This is a genomic window from Yoonia sp. SDW83-1 (assembly GCF_046762885.1).
Lineage (GTDB): Bacteria > Pseudomonadota > Alphaproteobacteria > Rhodobacterales > Rhodobacteraceae > Yoonia.
The window spans coordinates 17055-33447 of sequence record NZ_JBKQXO010000023.1; the positions used below are offsets into that span (position 1 = coordinate 17055).

Genomic DNA, 16393 nt, shown 5'->3' on the forward strand with positions numbered 1-16393 from the left:
ACGAAAGGATATGACATGGCAAAACACCGCGTTCTGACCGAATTCGGCATGGGAACCAGCCTGCGCCGCCAGGATTACACGCAGGCCGCGCGGCGGGGGCTGCAGGATGCGCTCTGGCACAACTCGATCAACATGGCCGAACTCTTCGGGTTCCCGAAAGACGCGATGCTGATCGACGTGCAGATCGGGGTGCAGGAGCCGGACAAGGTCGATACCAACAGCCTTCTGGACATCTTCCCTTACGGACAGCCGACCATTACCGTGCATCACGGCGGGCTTGATATCTCGCGCCCGGATGGCAAACCGACCGTGATCGCCAATGTGGCGATCAATGTCTCTTTTGACATGGTGCCGACATGACCGAACAACGTGTGATCATCGAAATGGGCATGGGCAATGACCTGCACGGAATGGACTATCAAAAAGCCGCCCAGCGCGCGATCGAGGATGCGATACGCCATTCCACCCTGCCGATCTTCGAAAGCATCGGCTTGCCCCACACGGACATGCGCGTGCAGGTCACCGTGGGCGTGCAGGACCCCGATCAGATCGACGCGAATGCGCTGACCGCCGGTCTGCCGCGCGGGCGGGCCACGGTCCGCGCGGTCAAGGGCGGCCTGAACGTGCCCAACCCCGAAACCGGCGACACCGCCGTCATCGCGACAGCCGCTGTCGAGGCTTTTCTGCCCTCGCAAAAGGGCAAATGGACCGCCACCTGATGGAACTGACCGATGCCCACCGCAAGGCGCTGCATGACGTTCTGCAATGGCGGCGCGACGTGCGGCACTTTCTGCCCGACCCGATTGCGCCCGAAACCCTCGCGGTGCTGCGCAAGGCGATGGATATGGCCCCGTCCGTCGGCAACGCCCGGCCGTGGCGGGTCCTGCAGGTGACGACACCGGCGCTCCGCGATGCCGTCATCGCCAATTTTGAGGCCGCAAATGCAGCAGCAGGCGCGATCTACGATGATGAAAAACGGGCAGCCTATGATCAGCTCAAACTGGCCGGGCTCCGCGACGCGCCCGTGCATCTGGCGGTATTTACAGAGCAGACACCGGGAGAAGGCCACGGGCTCGGCCGTCAATCCATGCCTGAAATGCTGAACTACTCCACCGTGTCCGCCATCCACACGCTATGGCTGGCGGCACGGGCCGAAAACCTGGGGCTGGGCTGGGTTTCGATCCTTGATCCGGACGGCATCGCCCGGATCCTGAACGTGCCGGACAGCTGGCAACTGACCGGCTACCTGTGCCTTGGCAAGGCCGCGTTCGACGATGACACCCCGCTGCTACACCGCCAGGACTGGCAGGAAAACACAGCAACGCAGTGGCAGGAAATCTAGCGCTTCATCGCCGCATCACGCACCGCACTCAGCGTGGCACCGGTCGCCAACGCCTCTTCATCGACCTTGCATTCGATGATGGCCAATGTCCCCGCATCCTGCGCCCTTGCAAACGCCGCCGGGAAATCGGCGGTCTTGGTCACGACCTCACCATGCCCGCCATAGGCGCGCGCGAGCGCTGCAAAGTCCGGGTTGGCCAACGCAGTCCCCGACACACGCCCCGGATAGGTCTTTTCCTGATGCATGCGGATCGTGCCATAACGCCCATTGTTCATCACAACCACAATCGGTCGGGCCCCATGCTGGACTGCCGTCGACAACTCATTGCATGTCATCTGGAAACACCCGTCACCCGCCAGACACACAACCGTCCGGTCAGGATGCTCCAGTGACGCCGAAATCGCCGCCGGAAACCCGTAGCCCATGGACCCGGATGTGGGGGCCAGACAAGTGCCATACTGCTTGTAGACGAAATAGCGGTGCAGCCACGCCGCATAATTCCCCGCGCCATTGGCCAGGATCGCATCAGCGGGCAGGTTGTCGGACAACCACCGGATCACCTCTTCCTGTTTCAGATCACCGGGGCTTTCCTGCGGTGTCACCCAGGCCTCGTAATCGGCACGGGCGTCCGATGTCCAGTCGGCCCAGTTGCCTGCAGGGGCCGCATCGGCCAGCCGTTTCAGCACGGTGGGCGCCGTGGCGGCAACGGCAATATCAGGCGCATAAACCCGGCCCAGCTCATCGGGATCGGCATGCACATGTACAATCGTCTTGGCAGGTTCAGCCGGATCAATCAGCGTGTAGCCTTGGGTTTCGATATCACCAAACCGGGTGCCCAGCAGGATCAGCGTATCGGCCGCGCGCACGCGGGCCGCCAGCTTCGGGTTCACCCCCACATTCAGGTCACCCACATAATGCGCATGGTGATTGTCCATGTAATCCTGACGGCGGAACCCGGCAGCCACAGGCACGCCCTGCGTCTCGGCAAAGGCCTGCAGATGCGCCTGCGCCTCACGGCTCCAGTGCGGGCCACCCACCACCACCAGCGGTTTCAGCGATTGGGCAAGCGCGTGCATGATCGCCTGGGTCACATCGGCGGACATCGGGTGCAACACCTCCGGCAGGCGCAGATCGGGCACATCGGCACTGGCGCTCAGCATGTTTTCAGGCAGCGCCAGAACAACCGGCCCCGGTCGCCCAGACATCGCCACTCGAAACGCGCGGCCGATATATTCCGGCAGACGGTTGGTATGATCCACCTGTGCGACCCATTTGGCCAGACCACCGAACATGGCGCGATAATCCACCTCCTGAAACGTCTCGCGATCGGTATGGCGATTGTCGATCTGGCCTACGAACAACACCATCGGCGTGCTGTCCTGCATGGCGATATGGACACCCGCACTGGCATTCGTCGCCCCCGGCCCGCGCGTGACAAAGCAGACACCGGGCTGGCCTGTCATCTTGCCATAGGCCTCGGCCATCATGGCGGCCCCGCCCTCCTGACGGCAAACAACGTTCTGGATGCCACTGTCATAAAGCCCGTCCAACGCCGCCAGAAAGCTTTCCCCCGGCACCGAAAACACACGGCACACGCCCAGTTTGACCAGTTGATCGCTCAGAATACTCCCACCGTGCCGGATCACTGCCACCTCCCCCGTCGCGCATTCGCACAGATCATGTGCCAAGTGTTCGGGTTGCGCAATCGGACAATCGCGTTAGGTCTGATGCAAATAGTGAAAGGACCGATCATGACGACCCTGCTTGGCATCTCCGGCTCGCTCCGCAAGGCCTCGACCAACACCATGCTCATGCGCAACGCGGCAGAGATATTCAACGCCGACACCTTCATCGAAGGTGATATCAATTTCCCACTTTATAACGGCGATCTTGAAGACGCGTCAGGCATTCCCGCCGCTGTGCAAACGCTGGCCGATCAGATTGCGGCCGCCGATGCCGTCATCATCTCCACTCCTGAATACAACAAGGCAATTTCCGGCTCTCTCAAGAACGCACTCGACTGGGTCAGCCGGACCAAGGGCGGGCCGTGGAAAGACAAGCCGCTTGCCATCATGTCTGCCGCTGCAGGCCGCGCAGGTGGTGAGAGGTCACAATTCTCCCTGCGGCTCGCCATGATGACCTTTCGTCCGCGGATCCTGCAGGGGCCAGAGGTTCTGGTGGCCAATTCCAGCAAGGAATTTGACGAAAACGGCAAGCTGACCGGCGAGCTTTACATCAAGCTGCTGACCGAGTTGATGGATGAGTTGCGCACCATGACCTAGGGTCAGGACCCTAAGCGCGCTGCGCCACCTCGATCAGATTGCCATCAGGATCACGAATATAAAGCGACATAATCGGCCCTGTCGCGCCCGTCCGGGCGACAGGGCCTTCTTCGATGGCAACGCCCGCCTTGTCGAAATGGACCTGCCATTCATCCAGCGGCGCATCGGACAAAAAGCAAAGGTCGGCAGACCCAGGTTGCGGCACCGCCGCCTTTGGATCGAAAGGGCCATCCGCCGGATGCAGGTTGATTTTCTGTGCGCCGAACTTCAGCGCCCAGCGTATCGTACCGTCCGCCGGGTGGAACTGTTCGGGCACCATCCCCAACACATCGCGATAAAACGCTACCGTCCGCTCCAGATCGGCAACGGTCAGCACAATATGGTCCAAACCTGATAACTGGGGCATTTGCGCGTGCCTTTCATTCCGCTTACGCTTTGATCATGCACGACAATCACAGCCGATCCCATACCCGAAGCGATCCTTTTGACATAGCCCGCGCCCATGCGCTGCAGGCCACGTTCGGGCATGCGCCTGACCTGCGAACGGGCAATCCAATGCCGCCCTTCTTTCACCAGATCTATTTCTGGGATCCGCAACCGCCAGCCCATTTGGGACGCGATGGCCATCCGGCTACGGGCGGTTTCATCCCAGACCTTGGCTTGCCGCGGCGGATGTGGGCGGCGGGTAGTCTGACCTTTCATCGCCCGCTTCTGGCCGGGATCAAGGCCGAACGCACCAGCACGATTGAGGCCGTGACCCGCAAACAGGGACGATCCGGCCCTTTGGGTTTTGTGACCCTGAAACATGACATCAAACAACGCGGCACCCTGGCCCTGACAGAGCGGCAGGAACTGGTCTATCGCGAGGATGGAACAGCAACCGCACCGCCACAGGCACAAACCGACGAAACCCATGCCGAGACATTCGATTTCAACAGCACGCTGCTCTTTCGTTACTCTGCGCTGACCTTCAACGGGCACCGCATTCATTACGATGAAACCTATGCCCGCAATGTCGAAGGTTATGATGGACTGGTCGTTCATGGCCCCTTGCTGGCCTACCTGCTAATGGGCTTGGCCGCGCGGCAGTTGGGCAGTCTGAGCCATTTCAGCTATCGCGCGACAGCCCCGCTCATGCATCACGAAACCGCTACGCTGTGCTGGAAGGCCGGGCAGGCATGGGTCAGGGGACCGGACGGGCGGCAATGCATGATCGCAGAGGCCGGGTAGACAGAATTTCTCGAAATTCTGTGGCACCACGAAAATTCTGGAATTTCCGTGCGCTCAGGCGATGTCAGCCCAGATCGGCAGATGGTCGGATGCATGTCGGGCCGGCCCCTCCTGCACAACTCCGGCTTTGCGCACCACCAGCCCCGGCGACACCGCGATCCGGTCCAGCGCCGCAATCGGTCGGGCGGCGTGAAAACTGTGGCCGGGGGCATGAATGTCAAACGCATCCAACACCTCAAGCCCCTTATGCGGCGACCATTCGTTGAAATCACCGGCCACCACGGCATGTGAACACCCCTCCACCGCTCTGGCGATGGCGCGCAACTGACCTGCCCTGTGCCGCCGCATCAGACCCAAATGCGTCGCAACAAGACTGAACCTGGGCAGATCGACGCGCACCGCCCCTCGCGGCTCTAACCCCGGCAGGTCAATATGTGTGACCTTGCCATAAGGCATCCCCTTGCGCACCAGAACCGCATTGCCGTGCCAGCCCAGACTGACATCGTTCCTGGCGACTGGGACCACTTCAAAATCGGTCTCAGCATCGATCATGCTGCGGCACAGGACCGACGGGCGCGCGCCCATCCGCCTGTCCGCCTCTTGCAAGGCGATCACATCCGCCTCCAACCCGTTCAGAACGTTCAGAATCCGCATCGGATCACGGCGGCGATCCAAACCTTTGGCCTTGCGGATATTGTAACTGGCGACCCGAAGGCTTTTATCTGAGTGAGACATGCCGAACAGATGGGGGCGGCAGAAGAAAAAGGAAAGGGTCTGTATCATGCCGGGTGGGCAACTGTTCGGACAAAGCCGGGTTATCGCGATTTTGTGGGGCATCTTGCTGCTCACATCATTGACGGCGCTTGTCTTTGGGCTGTGGGAACTCAGCTTTGTCGCAATCGCGACATTGGCCTTGGCCGTTGCACCAGCCTTTCTGGCATCCCGGCTGGACATCTCGCTACCGGTCCCATTCGTCGTCGCCACCACGATCTTTATTTTTGCCAGCGTGTTCATGGGCGAGTTGTTTGATTTTTATGAACGTGTCTGGTGGTGGGATATCGCCTTGCATGGCGCGTCCTCTATCGGGTTTGGTCTGATCGGCTTTCTATTCGTTTTCATGCTGTTCGAAGGCGACCGCTACGCAGCACCCCCGTTCGCCATGGCCTTTATCGGGTTCTGCGTTGGCGTCATGGTCGGCACCATGTGGGAAGTGTTCGAGTTTGCCATGGACAGTTGGTTCGGTCTGAACATGCAGAAAACCGGGCTGGACGACACGATGCTTGATCTGATCATCAATGCGATCGGCGCAAGCCTGGGTGCCTTTGCCGGGTTCATTTATCTGCGCCGCAGGGGCAATCACTGGATCAGCGGCCTGATCGAGGATTTCGTCGCACGCAACAAACGCCTTTACCAGAAATCGCGAAACCGGCTGGGCAAGTAGATATCAGCCCGGTGCGGCGCGGAAATCATCAGGTATCGTATCCCGCCCATCCAGCAGAAGGTCGGCCATCACCTCGCCGACTTTCGGAGCCATGCCGAACCCGATCTTGAACCCACCATTGGCGACAAATGCCCCCGGTCGCATTGGGTGAAGGCCCAGCACCGGGGCGCGGCTGCGGCTGCGCGGGCGCACCCCTGCCCAGCGCTCAATGACCGGCGCATCGGCGAGTATGGGAAAGGCCGCGAAGGCCCGTTCAAGCACGTCATCCAGCGCCTTATCCGTGCTGCTGGGGTCGTCAAACACGCGCTCTGACGTTGATCCGACTGCGACCGTACCGTTGCCATGCGGAATGATATGCAGCGCATCGGCGAATAACTGAGGCTGGCCTGCGGCATCGTAATCCAACAGGGCCGCTTGCCCCTTGACCCCGTTACCTCCGATTTCCTTGCAGCCGTCCCAGCCCGTGGCCCAGACCACCTGTCCCTGCGCGGGTCCGGCGAGCGTGACCTCACCGCCCAAGGCCGCAACCGCATCAGCAAGCGCGCGTGTTGCGTTGCGCGGGTGGATCAGCGCCGACAGCGTATCGCGGATCACCAGCCCGGTTGGTGACGGCGGCACCCATGTGCCTTCCCCTGCCGGAATAACCTTCCACACTGCCTTGCCCTGCCACAGCTCTGCCGCCGACACAGCCCGCGCACGCGCCAAATCAACTGCACTTTTATCCGCCAATGGCTGCAATCGGCCGGTTCTTGCATAACCCACATCAGCCCCGGTCAAGGCTTCAACACCAGCCCAGAATCCTTCGGCCATGATCAGGCTTTCGAACTGAAACGCCTTCTTGGCGTTCCAGTTTTCCGGCACATGCGGGGCCAGCGCACCAACCAGACCACCACTGGCGCCCGCCGCCACGCCGCTGGGGTCAATGACCCGCACAGGCGCGCCGCGACAAGCACAGGCATAGGCCACAGACAGGCCAAAAATGCCTGCGCCCATGACTGTCACATCTGCCGTTGCCATTCCGCATCCTAACGCCCAAAGATAGCGGTATCTCTAGGGCATGGGCGGATGGCAGACCAGACAGCAAAACTCGACTGGCGGGATGGTGTGCCGATCGCAACCGCGTTCGACGACCCTTATTATTCGCTCGACAATGGGTTGGCCGAGACGCGGCATGTGTTTCTGGCGGGCAATGACCTACCTGCGCGGTTTGGTGGTGATTTTCAGATTGCAGAGCTGGGGTTTGGTACCGGGCTAAACCTGCTGGTCACATGGGCGGCATGGGTGGAGGCCGGGCGGCCCGGCGCGCTGCACTTCACCTCGTTCGAGGCGTTTCCGATGGCGCTGCAGGATATGGCAGATGCGCTGTATCATTTTGCTGACTTGGCGCCCTACGCCAAAACTTTGTTGGCGGAATGGACACCGAACGCTGGACCTGTACACCTCTCAGAAGGGCCGGTCCTGCATGTGATCACCGGCGATGCGCGACAGACGCTGCCTGCGTGGACACAGAAGGCGGATGCCTGGTTCCTCGACGGCTTCTCGCCCGCCAAGAACCCGGAACTCTGGGAACCTGACCTGCTGAAAGCCGTCGGCCAGCACACCAAACCGGGCGGGACTGCAGCCACCTATAGCGCCGCCGGGCACATCAGGCGCAGCCTGGAGGCAGCGGGTTTCACCGTCAGCCGCTCCCCCGGTTACGGACGCAAACGGCATATGACGCGCGCATTGATGCCCGATGCAGAGTAACACGCGCCTTGGCATCCTTTTGATGATCGCGACGACATTCGTTTTTGCGGTGCAGGACGGTATCTCGCAGCATTTGGCGAGCAATTACAACGTGCTGATGATCGTCATGATCCGCTACTGGTTCTTTGCCGCCTTTGTTATCACCATCGCCACACGACAATCGGGTTCGGTGAGGGCGGCGGCAGCCACGAAACAACCTATCCTCCAGATCTCGCGCGGTGCGCTTCTTGCCACGGAAATCTGCGTCATGGTCACTGGTTTTGTCTATTTGGGGCTGGTGGAAAGCCATGCGATCTTTGCCTGTTATCCGCTGTTGATCGCGGCACTGTCGGGTCCGGTCCTTGGCGAAACAGTCGGCTGGCGGCGCTGGGTCGCTATCGCGATCGGCTTTGTCGGCGTTCTGGTCATCCTGCAGCCCGGCTTTGCGGTCTTTGCACCGGCTGCGGTGATCCCGCTTGCGGCGGCGCTGATGTTTGCCCTTTACGGGCTGCTGACACGCTATGCCGCCCGCAAGGACAGTACAGCGACATCGTTCTTCTGGACCGGGACCGTGGGGGCGGTGGTGATGACCGCCGTGGGCCTCTGGTTTTGGGAACCGATGATCCTGACAGATTGGTACTGGATGGGCGCGCTTTGCATCACCGGGGCGACAGGGCATTGGCTGTTGATCAAAACCTACGAGGTCGCAGAGGCCAGCGCGGTACAGCCTTTTGCCTATTTGCAACTGGTCTTTGCCAGTGCCATCGGGCTCATGATTTTTGGTGAAGCACTGCGCTGGAACGTCGCCTTGGGAGGTGCAATCGTTGTCGGTGCGGGGCTGTTCACGCTCTGGCGGGCCCGTCAGAAAACGGTCTAGCCGCCTGATACCCGCTCAGGCCGGGCAATCGGACGTACGCTGGGGGCGTCGCCTACCACCTGCGGCAGGGGGCGCGCACGTGGACGCAACAGTGGTTTGACCCCCACCAGCATCTTGGTGAGTTCAATGGGGCCGGTCTCTCCGCTGACCCTTGCCTGATAAATCGGGATGCTTTCGGTCACGCGCATCACGTAATTCCGGGTCTCGCGAAACGGGATATGCTCGATCCAGTCGATCACATCCATTTCGCCTAAGCGCGGGTCGCCACGTTCCCGCATCCAGGACCGCGGGCGGCTCGGGCCTGCATTATAGCCCGCCGCGATCATGACCGGAGAGTCGCCAAACTCTTCCTCCAGAACCGACAGGTATTTGGCGCCCAGCGTGGCATTGTATTCCCAATCCGTGGTCAGCCGGGCGCGGGAATAAGGCAGGTCAAGAAATCCCGCCACCTCTTCAGCCGTGGCTGGCATTAACTGCATCAGACCCAGCGCGCCGACCGGGCTGCCGATGGCGATATTGAATTCACTTTCGCGGCGGGCAATCGACAGGGACAAGGCCGGGGCAACCGGCAAATCCATCTGCGCCAGATCATGCATCGGGAAATAGTTCTGGGGCACGATCACGCCACGCCTTACAGCCCGCTTGCCTAAGAGCAGGGTGTAATACTGCTCATCCATCTCATCGAGCGCAGCACCAACCTGCGCCAACGCACCCGGCTCCAGCGTCGCGCCAAGTTCGGCAAAGAATGTCACCGCATGTCCGCGCTGACCGGATTCCAACAATAAAAACGCCGCTTTGGTCAGGTCCTGCGCAAACACATCCGATTGCGGGACAATCGGGGTTTGCGCCCAGATCGGATCAAGCGAGCGGCCCAGCTTTTCTGCGGCCAGCAAGCCGTAGAAACCAGTCTGGTGTTCGGCGGCGACGGCATAAGCTGCAGCCGCCAGATCAGGGGCATCCATTACCTCGTGAACCCGGCCGATCCAGTAGTGCATCCGGCCCTTGGAAATAGGCGTTTCGACTGAGGCGGCCGCCGTCTCAAAATGATCAAGGGCCTGCACCGGATCACCCAGATAAGTCAGGGCAATATAGCCAGACAACCATTCCAGATCGGCAAAGGCGGCCCCGTCCGTCAGATAGTGGCGGGATGCCAGATCATAGGCCTGCTGCGCCCGTCCTTCGCGCATTTCCCAGCGCGCCAGCGACCGGCGCCAGCCGGACCAGCGAAACGGTTCACCCAATGATGCGCGGCTTGTGGACCGGTCCATCAGGATCTTGACGGCATCGCTGCGCCGTCCCTGCCCGGCCAGCCAGTTGTAACGAGCATAGGCCAGACCTGCATCTTCCCGGAACTCCGCCGGGACAGCCGCCAGCAACCTCGGGATACTGGCCGAGCGATTGATGAAACCGATGCGGGCGCGGGCAAGGGCCTGTTGATCCGGCTCCAACAATCGCAACATGCGCGCGGCATCGGTGGTACGTCCGCGCCACAAAAGCGCATCGGTGCGGGCCACATGGAACGGGGCCAGTTCCGCGCCAAAGGCATCAATCATCGCCTTGTGGCCGTCATCCGTCAGGCGGCTCTCGAGCCAGACGGCGCGCAACGCTGCTTCTGCCTCTTCCTTTTTTTCATTTGCGATCAATGCCTTGGCGAAAGCCACAGCACCTTCGCCCGTCTGCGGCGTCATATCCCCAAAGAATGCCAACACATCGGCGGGATCAGCATCGTCTTCAATCTGCAACTCACCCGCGGCGCGCAAGCGGTTTTGGCTTGGCCAATCAGGACGCTTTGCAAAGAAAGTCAGATATTCGTCAAGCATGGCATCACCACGGCGCAGACGCATCCAAGTCAGCACATCCGTGGTGACCGGATCAGCCTCGGCCGCCAGTTCATAGGCCTGACCCCAGCTTTGGTCAGCGGCCCGGATGGCAGCGATATCGGCCGGGTCGACATCCTGCGATGCGGCCGGACCTGCAACAATGGCGGCCACAAAAGCAAAGGTCAGAATTCGCATGAATGTCACCGCACTGCCTGTTTTGATCGTAAGGTAACCCAAGCCCTTCCAATAACAACTCACAAACTTGGCAATCGGCAGAAAGGTGGCTAGGGTCCGCGCGATTTTACCACGGCGATTCAAGCCATCAAACGAAAAGGAAGCGTGTCATGTTCAAGGGATCACTCCCCGCCCTCGTCACGCCGTTTAGCAACGGCAAAGTCGACGTGGACACGCTGAAAAAACTGGTGAACTGGCATGTGGAGCAAGGCTCGCACGGGCTGGTGCCGGTGGGAACAACTGGCGAAAGCCCGACGCTGACCCATGAAGAGCATGATCAAGTCGTTGAAATCGTTGTGAAAGAGGCGGCAGGGCGCATCCCTGTCATCGCCGGGGCCGGGTCCAACAACACGGCTGAGACCGTGCGGCTGGTGCAGGCGGCGAAAAGCGCTGGCGCTGATGCGGCCCTTGTGGTGACCCCCTATTACAACAAGCCGACCCAGCGCGGGTTGATTGCCCATTTCATGGCCGCCGCCGATTGCGGGCTGCCGATCATCATCTACAACATCCCGCCCCGGTCGGTCATCGACATGACGCCAGAAACGATGGGCGAATTGGCCAAGCACGAGATGATCATCGGGGTCAAGGATGCGACCGCCGATCTGTCCCGCGTGCCCAAGCAGCGGATGACCTGTGGCCCTGATTTCATTCAGCTTTCTGGCGAGGATGCAACGGCCCTGGGGTATAACGCCCATGGCGGGTTGGGCTGTATTTCAGTCACTGCCAATATCGCGCCGAAACTGCTGGCGGAGTTTCAGGAAACCACGCTGGCGGGCGACTATGCCACCGCGCTGACCCAGCTTGACCGGCTGATGCCGCTACATGAGGCGGTGTTCACTGAACCGGGACTTGTGGGCGCGAAATACGGCATGTCGCTGCTGGGGCTGTGCAGTGAAGAGGTGCGGTCACCGCTGACCGGGCTGATGGACGGGACCAAGGAAAAGATCCGTTCGGCGATGGTTCATGCGGGGTTGTTGAACTGATCCGGGAAGGGGCCGCGTCGGCACCCACCGCGCGTTGCGTGGCCCCCACCGTACGGTGATTTTCGTCATTTGCCTCGAATCATGGGTTAACACCATATTTTGCTGGGAAATGTGCGGTCGGCATCGCGTCGGATTTGCGTCGGCAAAGCGTCGGGCACTTTTTCGGCCTTTTACGGGATTAACGGGGCGCGCGGTTGGGTTTGTTAACGACTGTTAAGGTTTTTGGGGACGGCGGGTGCTTTCCATCATAACGGGGCTTGTGGATGCCGAGGCGTCAGAGAAGATGGGTGCGGGCCATACGAATGAGGGAGATACATAATGCCTTGGAAGCTGGACCAATTCGGTATGCGGCCGGACAATATGCAATTTTGTTATTATCAGGGCGATGGTGTTGATTATCACAAGGTCTATCGCGAATATGACTGGGCGCATGGGATGCATGCCACGCGAGGTAAAGAGCCACCTGTTGCCGCTGACCCCATCAAAATCACGCAACATACGGGTCCCAAGAAACTCCCTGATTACTTCTACGGCGCGACGTCTGGCACAATAGTTGTCAGCCGACGGTTTCGGGACCTCGTGGAAAAATTTGACCCGGTCCAGCATCTCTCTATTCCCTGCGAAATCTACGAAAAAAAGAGCGGTGAAGCCAAGGATGGTGAGTACTTCGTTTTCAAGCCGCTTGGGTTCCTCAAAAACGGCATCGTTGTCGAAGAATCGGACGTCAAGGAGTCTATCAACCCCAAAACAGGCAAGATTTTTGAATACGAGACAACTGGCACGCCGCCACGATTGATGTGGCGTCAATCTGTGATCGCAGGCCGCCACATATGGGCTGATCCGATGCTCCACCGTGCCGTTGTCGTTTCCGATGCGTTGCAGGAAGCGATGGTTGCCGGCGGTGTTACCGGTATGCAATGGCATGAAAGCCGTATTTCCGAGAAATTCCTTTAATTGATCAGATAGTTGACGATTGCTTAGGCATGGAAAGGGAAATTACCCACCCTACCTGATCCAATCCTTTGCGTACTTAACTCGATCAACCCCCCCAAACACCGCGGCGCGCTCTAGTTCTGTTTCCAGCGCCTGCACCCGTCCGGTTCCCATCCGCACGCCCTGTTCTGGCCAGAAGGCGCGGACGGCCAGAACTCCGTCCTCGCGTTTCATGTCGATCCGTCCGATCAGCCGGTCACCTTCCATGACCGGAAAGACGTAGTAGCCGTATTTGCGCTTGGCTTCGGGGACGAAGATTTCGATCCGGTAGTGGAAGCCGAACAGCCGTTCGGCCCGTTTCCGGTCCCGCAGGGCGGGGTCGAAGGGGGACAGGATGCGCAGGCGTGGTGTCGGCGTGCCGATGGTCAGATCCATCACGTCCGGCCAGGCGAAGGATCGACGCAGTTTGCCGTCCGCGCCTTCTACGTCGACCTCGATGATCCGGCCATCGGCCAGCGCTGTGGTGCACCACGTCTTGGCCTCTGCCGGGGTGATGTGATCCCAGAAGGCGGCCAGTTCGCCGCTGGTGGCGAAACCGAGCCGGTCCAGCGCGCCGGTGCAGCACCAGTCGATTGTCTCTTCCGGGTGATGCCGCTGGTTGAGTTGCTCCGCCGGGATCACCCGTTCGGTCAGATCATAGACCTTGGTGAACCCGTCGCGGCGCACGACCGAGATCTGACCGGACCGCCACAGATATTCGAGCGCTGTCTTGGACGGGTGCCAGTCCCACCAGCCGCCTGATCCGCGCTCCTCCCCCTCGCCCACCTGACCGGAGGTGCAGTGCCCGTGATCGGAGATCCGGCGCAGAACAGCGTCGATCTTGGCCGTGAAATCGCCGCGCCGCCATTCCTTCCAGCGTTCCTCCATCCGCACTGCATCGCGTTGAAAGCGCAGGCGCCAATGGCCGAAACTTTCGATGGGGATGATGGAGGCATCATGGGTCCAGTGTTCAAACACCTGTCGGTCGCGGTGCAACAAGTGTTGCAACGCCTTGGGCCGGTATTGCTGCCGCCGCGACCACAGGATCAGATCATGGGCGCGGGCGAAGGTGTTGACGCTGTCGACCTGTACGAAGCCCAGATCGTTGATCACACCTTTCAGGTCTGCGCCCTTGCCGGGGCCGGACGGACGGGTCGCCAGCCCGTGCCGTGCCAGAAACAGGTGCCGGGCGGTGCGGTTGTCGAGGATGGGAACGTTCACGTCTCGCCTTTCAGCATCTCAAGCTGTTGCAGGCGGACCTGCCGCAAAGCTTCGACCAGCAAAGCCGTGACCAGACCGATGTTCAGGAGGCCGTTGGCTGCCGCCATCCCACCCAAAAGCCGCCATTCGACAGGCAGCAGAACGTCACCAAACCCCAGCGTGGTAAAGGCGACAAGGGCGAAATAGACCGACAGTTCCATCGTGTCGAACACGCCCAGCGCCAGCATCGTCAGCGCCCAGAGCCAGACCCCGGCGGTCATCTGCAGCGTGATCCAGACAGCCGCGACGCACAGAACAATGATCAGCTTGGGCCGGTGTGGTTCGCGTGTCAGCCAGGGACGGTAGCGCATCAGCCAGATTTCCATCAGCCAGAAGCTGACCCCTGCGATCATGATTGAAAGCAGCATCAATGCGGTGCCAAGGGCAATTTGAATGAACACCCGATCTTCCCTTTTCCTGCTCCACAGGCGACCGGACCTTGTGCGCCCGTCGCCCATCGCCTATTTCAGCCCAACTATGGCCAAGAAACCCGAAAACAAAAACTACAAAGTCATCGCCGAGAACCGGCGTGCCCGGTACGACTTTGCCATCGAGGACGATATCGAGGTGGGTATCATCCTGACCGGGTCCGAGGTCAAATCGCTGCGCTCCGGGCAGTCGAATATTGCCGATAGCTATGCGTCGGTTGATGACGGGGAATTGTGGCTGACCAACGCCTATATCGCCCCTTATGACCGGGCCATGTTCAGCCACGAGGAGCGGCGCAAGCGCAAGCTGCTCGTCAGCCGCAAGGAACTGTCGCGGCTGTGGAATGCGACCAAGCGCGAAGGCATGACGCTGGTGCCGCTGGTGATGTATTTCAACGATCGCGGTCTGGTGAAGCTGAAAATCGCGACGGCTAAGGGTAAGAAAAACCACGATAAACGGGCGACCGAAGCCAAGCGTGACTGGGGTCGTCAGAAACAGCGGCTGCTGCGCCACGGGGATTAGCGCGGCGCAGGTTCTGCCCTGTTGCTATTCGGCGGGTTCTGACGCCTTCCGCCCTTCCTTTTCCGCTGCGTATTTTTCCTGCGCCGTTTCGACCGCCTTGGCGTGAATCTCGGCCAGTTCCGGGCGCATCTTTTGTGCGCGGACGGCGGCGTTCATCGTGGACATGTGCTGGCCCTGGAAATGCGGGAACACCTCGCGGGCGATCAGGTCATAGGATTTCCTGGTCGCGTCAAAATTCGCCCAGTTATGGGCCAGCATCAAGTAGGCCCCGAAGCCGCCGTTGGACTGTTTCCAGAGCCGGTCGATCTGAGCTTTGCACATCTCGGGCGTGCCGATGGCGCCGAAGCCGCTGTCGTTGATGAAGTCGATCATTTCCTTGGCGTTCTGGCCGGGCATGGACATTTGCGGGAAGGCGGCGATTTCCTGGAAATAGTTGAACCAGTGTTCGATCCCGTATTCCACGTCGCGCCGCGCCTGTTCGGCGGTTTCGGCGATATGGCAGAGCCCGACGAGCCGCCATTTGGACCGGTCGACCTTTTGATTGTAGTGTTTCGCCTCCTCCTCGATCACGTCCCAATGCAGGGCCAGCGCGTCAAAGCCGGCGGCGGTGGTTGCCCCGATGGAGATCAGGCCGGTGCCGTATTTGCCCGCCAGTTTTGGCCCGGTGGGTGAGGCGACGGCGGCGGTGGCCAGATCGAAATTTGAGTAGGGGCGCAGATGCAGGCGCGCATCCTTCAGCACCCAGCGGTCGTTTTCGAAATTCACAGGCTCGTCCGAGCGCAAGAGCCGCGTGATGATATCGAGTCCATCGGCGAGCAGACCGCGCGTGTCTTTCTGGCTGAGCCCGATCATGGCGGCGTCCGTGGGCAGTGACCCCGGCCCGAGGCCAAGCATCGCGCGGCCCCGCGTCAGATGATCAAGCTGCACGATTTTTTCGGCCACCCAAAGCGGGTTATGGTAGCTGACGGACACCACACCGGTGCCGAGTTTGATGCGGCGTGTACGTGGCGCTGCGGTTGCGATCATGATCTCGGGACTGGCCGAAATCTCGGACCCGGCAGAGTGATGTTCGCCAAACCACACCTCGTCATAATCACAACGGTCGAGCCATTGAACCAGTTCGAGGTCCTGTTCGAGTGCGAGTGTGGGGTTGATCCCGGGCTTGTGAAACGGAGCCAGAAAAATACCAAAACGCATACGGTCTGTCATTGATTGTCCTCCCTAGCGTCCTCGCAAGATGCGAGTGACGTGAGGGAAGGCTAGCCCACCAACCGCA

At 60.4% G+C, this 16393-nt stretch carries 19 protein-coding genes; 11 read left to right on the forward strand and 8 right to left on the reverse strand.

Going from position 1 to position 16393, the window contains the following annotated elements; all coding sequences use genetic code 11:
- Nucleotides 1-15: 15 nt before the first annotated feature.
- Genes ACFWW4_RS20285 through bluB form a run of 3 tightly spaced genes read left to right on the forward strand, consistent with a single transcriptional unit; the run spans nt 16 to nt 1342 of the window.
- Nucleotides 16-360 carry a Lin0512 family protein gene (locus ACFWW4_RS20285; RefSeq protein ID WP_411892501.1) on the forward strand — a complete coding sequence of 115 codons (345 nt, stop codon included), beginning with the start codon at nt 16-18 and terminating at the stop codon, nt 358-360.
- A complete protein-coding gene (locus ACFWW4_RS20290; RefSeq protein WP_411892502.1) occupies nt 357-719 on the forward strand; it encodes a Lin0512 family protein in 363 nt (120 codons plus the stop codon). Before ACFWW4_RS20285 ends, ACFWW4_RS20290 begins: the two co-directional genes overlap by 4 nt.
- A complete protein-coding gene (gene bluB / locus ACFWW4_RS20295) occupies nt 719-1342 on the forward strand; it encodes a 5,6-dimethylbenzimidazole synthase (RefSeq protein ID WP_411892527.1) in 624 nt (207 codons plus the stop codon). The genes ACFWW4_RS20290 and bluB overlap by 1 nt, the downstream gene beginning before the upstream one ends.
- On the opposite strand, the gene ACFWW4_RS20300 is transcribed toward bluB, so the two are convergent.
- Nucleotides 1339-2985: a thiamine pyrophosphate-binding protein gene (locus ACFWW4_RS20300; protein ID WP_411892528.1), complete on the reverse strand. Its 1647-nt coding sequence runs from the start codon at nt 2983-2985 to the stop codon at nt 1339-1341. The two genes, bluB and ACFWW4_RS20300, sit on opposite strands and share 4 nt — an antisense overlap.
- A 108-nt stretch (nt 2986-3093) precedes the next feature.
- Between ACFWW4_RS20300 and ACFWW4_RS20305 the strand changes: the two genes are divergently transcribed.
- On the forward strand, nt 3094-3624 hold the full coding sequence (locus tag ACFWW4_RS20305) for an NADPH-dependent FMN reductase (RefSeq protein ID WP_411892503.1): 531 nt from the start codon (nt 3094-3096) through the stop codon (nt 3622-3624).
- Nucleotides 3625-3634: 10 nt separating this feature from the next.
- On the opposite strand, the gene ACFWW4_RS20310 is transcribed toward ACFWW4_RS20305, so the two are convergent.
- Entirely contained in the window at nt 3635-4030 is a 396-nt protein-coding gene (locus tag ACFWW4_RS20310; protein WP_411892504.1) for a VOC family protein, read from the reverse strand.
- 35 nt (nt 4031-4065) lie between these two features.
- Here ACFWW4_RS20310 and ACFWW4_RS20315 point away from each other — a divergent pair, with 35 nt between their 5' ends.
- The gene (locus tag ACFWW4_RS20315; protein ID WP_411892505.1) at nt 4066-4854 is read left to right on the forward strand and encodes a MaoC family dehydratase N-terminal domain-containing protein; all 789 of its coding nucleotides are present in this window, start codon (nt 4066-4068) and stop codon (nt 4852-4854) included.
- Between the two features lie 54 nt (nt 4855-4908).
- Here the strand turns inward: ACFWW4_RS20315 and ACFWW4_RS20320 are convergent, their stop codons facing one another.
- A complete protein-coding gene (locus ACFWW4_RS20320) occupies nt 4909-5637 on the reverse strand; it encodes an endonuclease/exonuclease/phosphatase family protein (RefSeq protein WP_411892506.1) in 729 nt (242 codons plus the stop codon).
- Between ACFWW4_RS20320 and ACFWW4_RS20325 the strand changes: the two genes are divergently transcribed.
- The gene (locus ACFWW4_RS20325; protein WP_411892507.1) at nt 5588-6295 is read left to right on the forward strand and encodes a hypothetical protein; all 708 of its coding nucleotides are present in this window, start codon (nt 5588-5590) and stop codon (nt 6293-6295) included. The genes ACFWW4_RS20320 and ACFWW4_RS20325 overlap by 50 nt on opposite strands.
- A gap of 3 nt (nt 6296-6298) precedes the next feature.
- On the opposite strand, the gene ACFWW4_RS20330 is transcribed toward ACFWW4_RS20325, so the two are convergent.
- Complete coding sequence (locus ACFWW4_RS20330; RefSeq protein WP_411892508.1) at nt 6299-7312, reverse strand: NAD(P)/FAD-dependent oxidoreductase; 1014 nt, start codon at nt 7310-7312, stop codon at nt 6299-6301.
- Nucleotides 7313-7360: 48 nt separating this feature from the next.
- Here ACFWW4_RS20330 and mnmD point away from each other — a divergent pair, with 48 nt between their 5' ends.
- The gene (mnmD, locus tag ACFWW4_RS20335; protein ID WP_393930020.1) at nt 7361-8041 is read left to right on the forward strand and encodes a tRNA (5-methylaminomethyl-2-thiouridine)(34)-methyltransferase MnmD; all 681 of its coding nucleotides are present in this window, start codon (nt 7361-7363) and stop codon (nt 8039-8041) included.
- Nucleotides 8031-8897, forward strand: a complete 867-nt coding sequence (locus ACFWW4_RS20340) for a DMT family transporter (RefSeq protein ID WP_411892509.1) — start codon at nt 8031-8033, stop codon at nt 8895-8897. The genes mnmD and ACFWW4_RS20340 overlap by 11 nt, the downstream gene beginning before the upstream one ends.
- Here the strand turns inward: ACFWW4_RS20340 and ACFWW4_RS20345 are convergent.
- Nucleotides 8894-10912 (reverse strand): lytic transglycosylase domain-containing protein, encoded by a 2019-nt coding sequence (locus ACFWW4_RS20345; protein WP_411892510.1) that lies wholly within the window; start codon nt 10910-10912, stop codon nt 8894-8896. The two genes, ACFWW4_RS20340 and ACFWW4_RS20345, sit on opposite strands and share 4 nt — an antisense overlap.
- 149 nt (nt 10913-11061) lie before the next feature.
- On the opposite strand from ACFWW4_RS20345, the gene dapA reads away from it, so the two are divergent.
- Both dapA and ACFWW4_RS20355 read left to right on the forward strand, forming a co-directional pair.
- Nucleotides 11062-11934, forward strand: a complete 873-nt coding sequence (gene dapA, locus ACFWW4_RS20350; protein WP_411892511.1) for a 4-hydroxy-tetrahydrodipicolinate synthase — start codon at nt 11062-11064, stop codon at nt 11932-11934.
- A 318-nt stretch (nt 11935-12252) separates the two neighbouring features.
- On the forward strand, nt 12253-12888 hold the full coding sequence (locus ACFWW4_RS20355) for an imm11 family protein (RefSeq protein ID WP_411892512.1): 636 nt from the start codon (nt 12253-12255) through the stop codon (nt 12886-12888).
- Between the two features lie 51 nt (nt 12889-12939).
- Here the strand turns inward: ACFWW4_RS20355 and ACFWW4_RS20360 are convergent, their stop codons facing one another.
- Both ACFWW4_RS20360 and ACFWW4_RS20365 read right to left on the reverse strand, forming a co-directional pair.
- Nucleotides 12940-14127 (reverse strand): winged helix-turn-helix domain-containing protein, encoded by a 1188-nt coding sequence (locus ACFWW4_RS20360; RefSeq protein WP_411892513.1) that lies wholly within the window; start codon nt 14125-14127, stop codon nt 12940-12942.
- On the reverse strand, nt 14124-14567 hold the full coding sequence (locus ACFWW4_RS20365; protein ID WP_411892514.1) for an ion channel: 444 nt from the start codon (nt 14565-14567) through the stop codon (nt 14124-14126). Before ACFWW4_RS20365 ends, ACFWW4_RS20360 begins: the two co-directional genes overlap by 4 nt.
- Before the next feature lie 76 nt (nt 14568-14643).
- Here ACFWW4_RS20365 and smpB point away from each other — a divergent pair, with 76 nt between their 5' ends.
- A complete protein-coding gene (gene smpB, locus ACFWW4_RS20370; protein WP_411892529.1) occupies nt 14644-15117 on the forward strand; it encodes an SsrA-binding protein SmpB in 474 nt (157 codons plus the stop codon).
- Nucleotides 15118-15141: 24 nt separating this feature from the next.
- On the opposite strand, the gene ACFWW4_RS20375 is transcribed toward smpB, so the two are convergent.
- Nucleotides 15142-16326 (reverse strand): LLM class flavin-dependent oxidoreductase, encoded by a 1185-nt coding sequence (locus tag ACFWW4_RS20375; RefSeq protein ID WP_411892515.1) that lies wholly within the window; start codon nt 16324-16326, stop codon nt 15142-15144.
- Between the last annotated feature and the right edge of the window lie 67 nt (nt 16327-16393).

Bases quoted from the DNA above. Each gene is read 5' to 3' on its own strand.
- ACFWW4_RS20285 (WP_411892501.1), top strand. From the start codon at position 16: ATGGCAAAACACCGCGTTCTGACCGAATTCGGCATGGGAACCAGCCTG.
- ACFWW4_RS20290 (WP_411892502.1), top strand. From the start codon at position 357: ATGACCGAACAACGTGTGATCATCGAAATGGGCATGGGCAATGACCTG.
- bluB (WP_411892527.1), top strand. From the start codon at position 719: ATGGAACTGACCGATGCCCACCGCAAGGCGCTGCATGACGTTCTGCAA.
- ACFWW4_RS20305 (WP_411892503.1), top strand. From the start codon at position 3,094: ATGACGACCCTGCTTGGCATCTCCGGCTCGCTCCGCAAGGCCTCGACC.
- ACFWW4_RS20310 (WP_411892504.1), bottom strand. From the start codon at position 4,030: ATGCCCCAGTTATCAGGTTTGGACCATATTGTGCTGACCGTTGCCGAT.
- ACFWW4_RS20315 (WP_411892505.1), top strand. From the start codon at position 4,066: ATGCACGACAATCACAGCCGATCCCATACCCGAAGCGATCCTTTTGAC.
- ACFWW4_RS20325 (WP_411892507.1), top strand. From the start codon at position 5,588: ATGCCGAACAGATGGGGGCGGCAGAAGAAAAAGGAAAGGGTCTGTATC.
- ACFWW4_RS20320 (WP_411892506.1), bottom strand. From the start codon at position 5,637: ATGATACAGACCCTTTCCTTTTTCTTCTGCCGCCCCCATCTGTTCGGC.
- ACFWW4_RS20330 (WP_411892508.1), bottom strand. From the start codon at position 7,312: ATGGCAACGGCAGATGTGACAGTCATGGGCGCAGGCATTTTTGGCCTG.
- mnmD (WP_393930020.1), top strand. From the start codon at position 7,361: ATGGCAGACCAGACAGCAAAACTCGACTGGCGGGATGGTGTGCCGATC.
- ACFWW4_RS20340 (WP_411892509.1), top strand. From the start codon at position 8,031: ATGCAGAGTAACACGCGCCTTGGCATCCTTTTGATGATCGCGACGACA.
- ACFWW4_RS20345 (WP_411892510.1), bottom strand. From the start codon at position 10,912: ATGCGAATTCTGACCTTTGCTTTTGTGGCCGCCATTGTTGCAGGTCCG.
- dapA (WP_411892511.1), top strand. From the start codon at position 11,062: ATGTTCAAGGGATCACTCCCCGCCCTCGTCACGCCGTTTAGCAACGGC.
- ACFWW4_RS20355 (WP_411892512.1), top strand. From the start codon at position 12,253: ATGCCTTGGAAGCTGGACCAATTCGGTATGCGGCCGGACAATATGCAA.
- smpB (WP_411892529.1), top strand. From the start codon at position 14,644: ATGGCCAAGAAACCCGAAAACAAAAACTACAAAGTCATCGCCGAGAAC.
- ACFWW4_RS20375 (WP_411892515.1), bottom strand. From the start codon at position 16,326: ATGACAGACCGTATGCGTTTTGGTATTTTTCTGGCTCCGTTTCACAAG.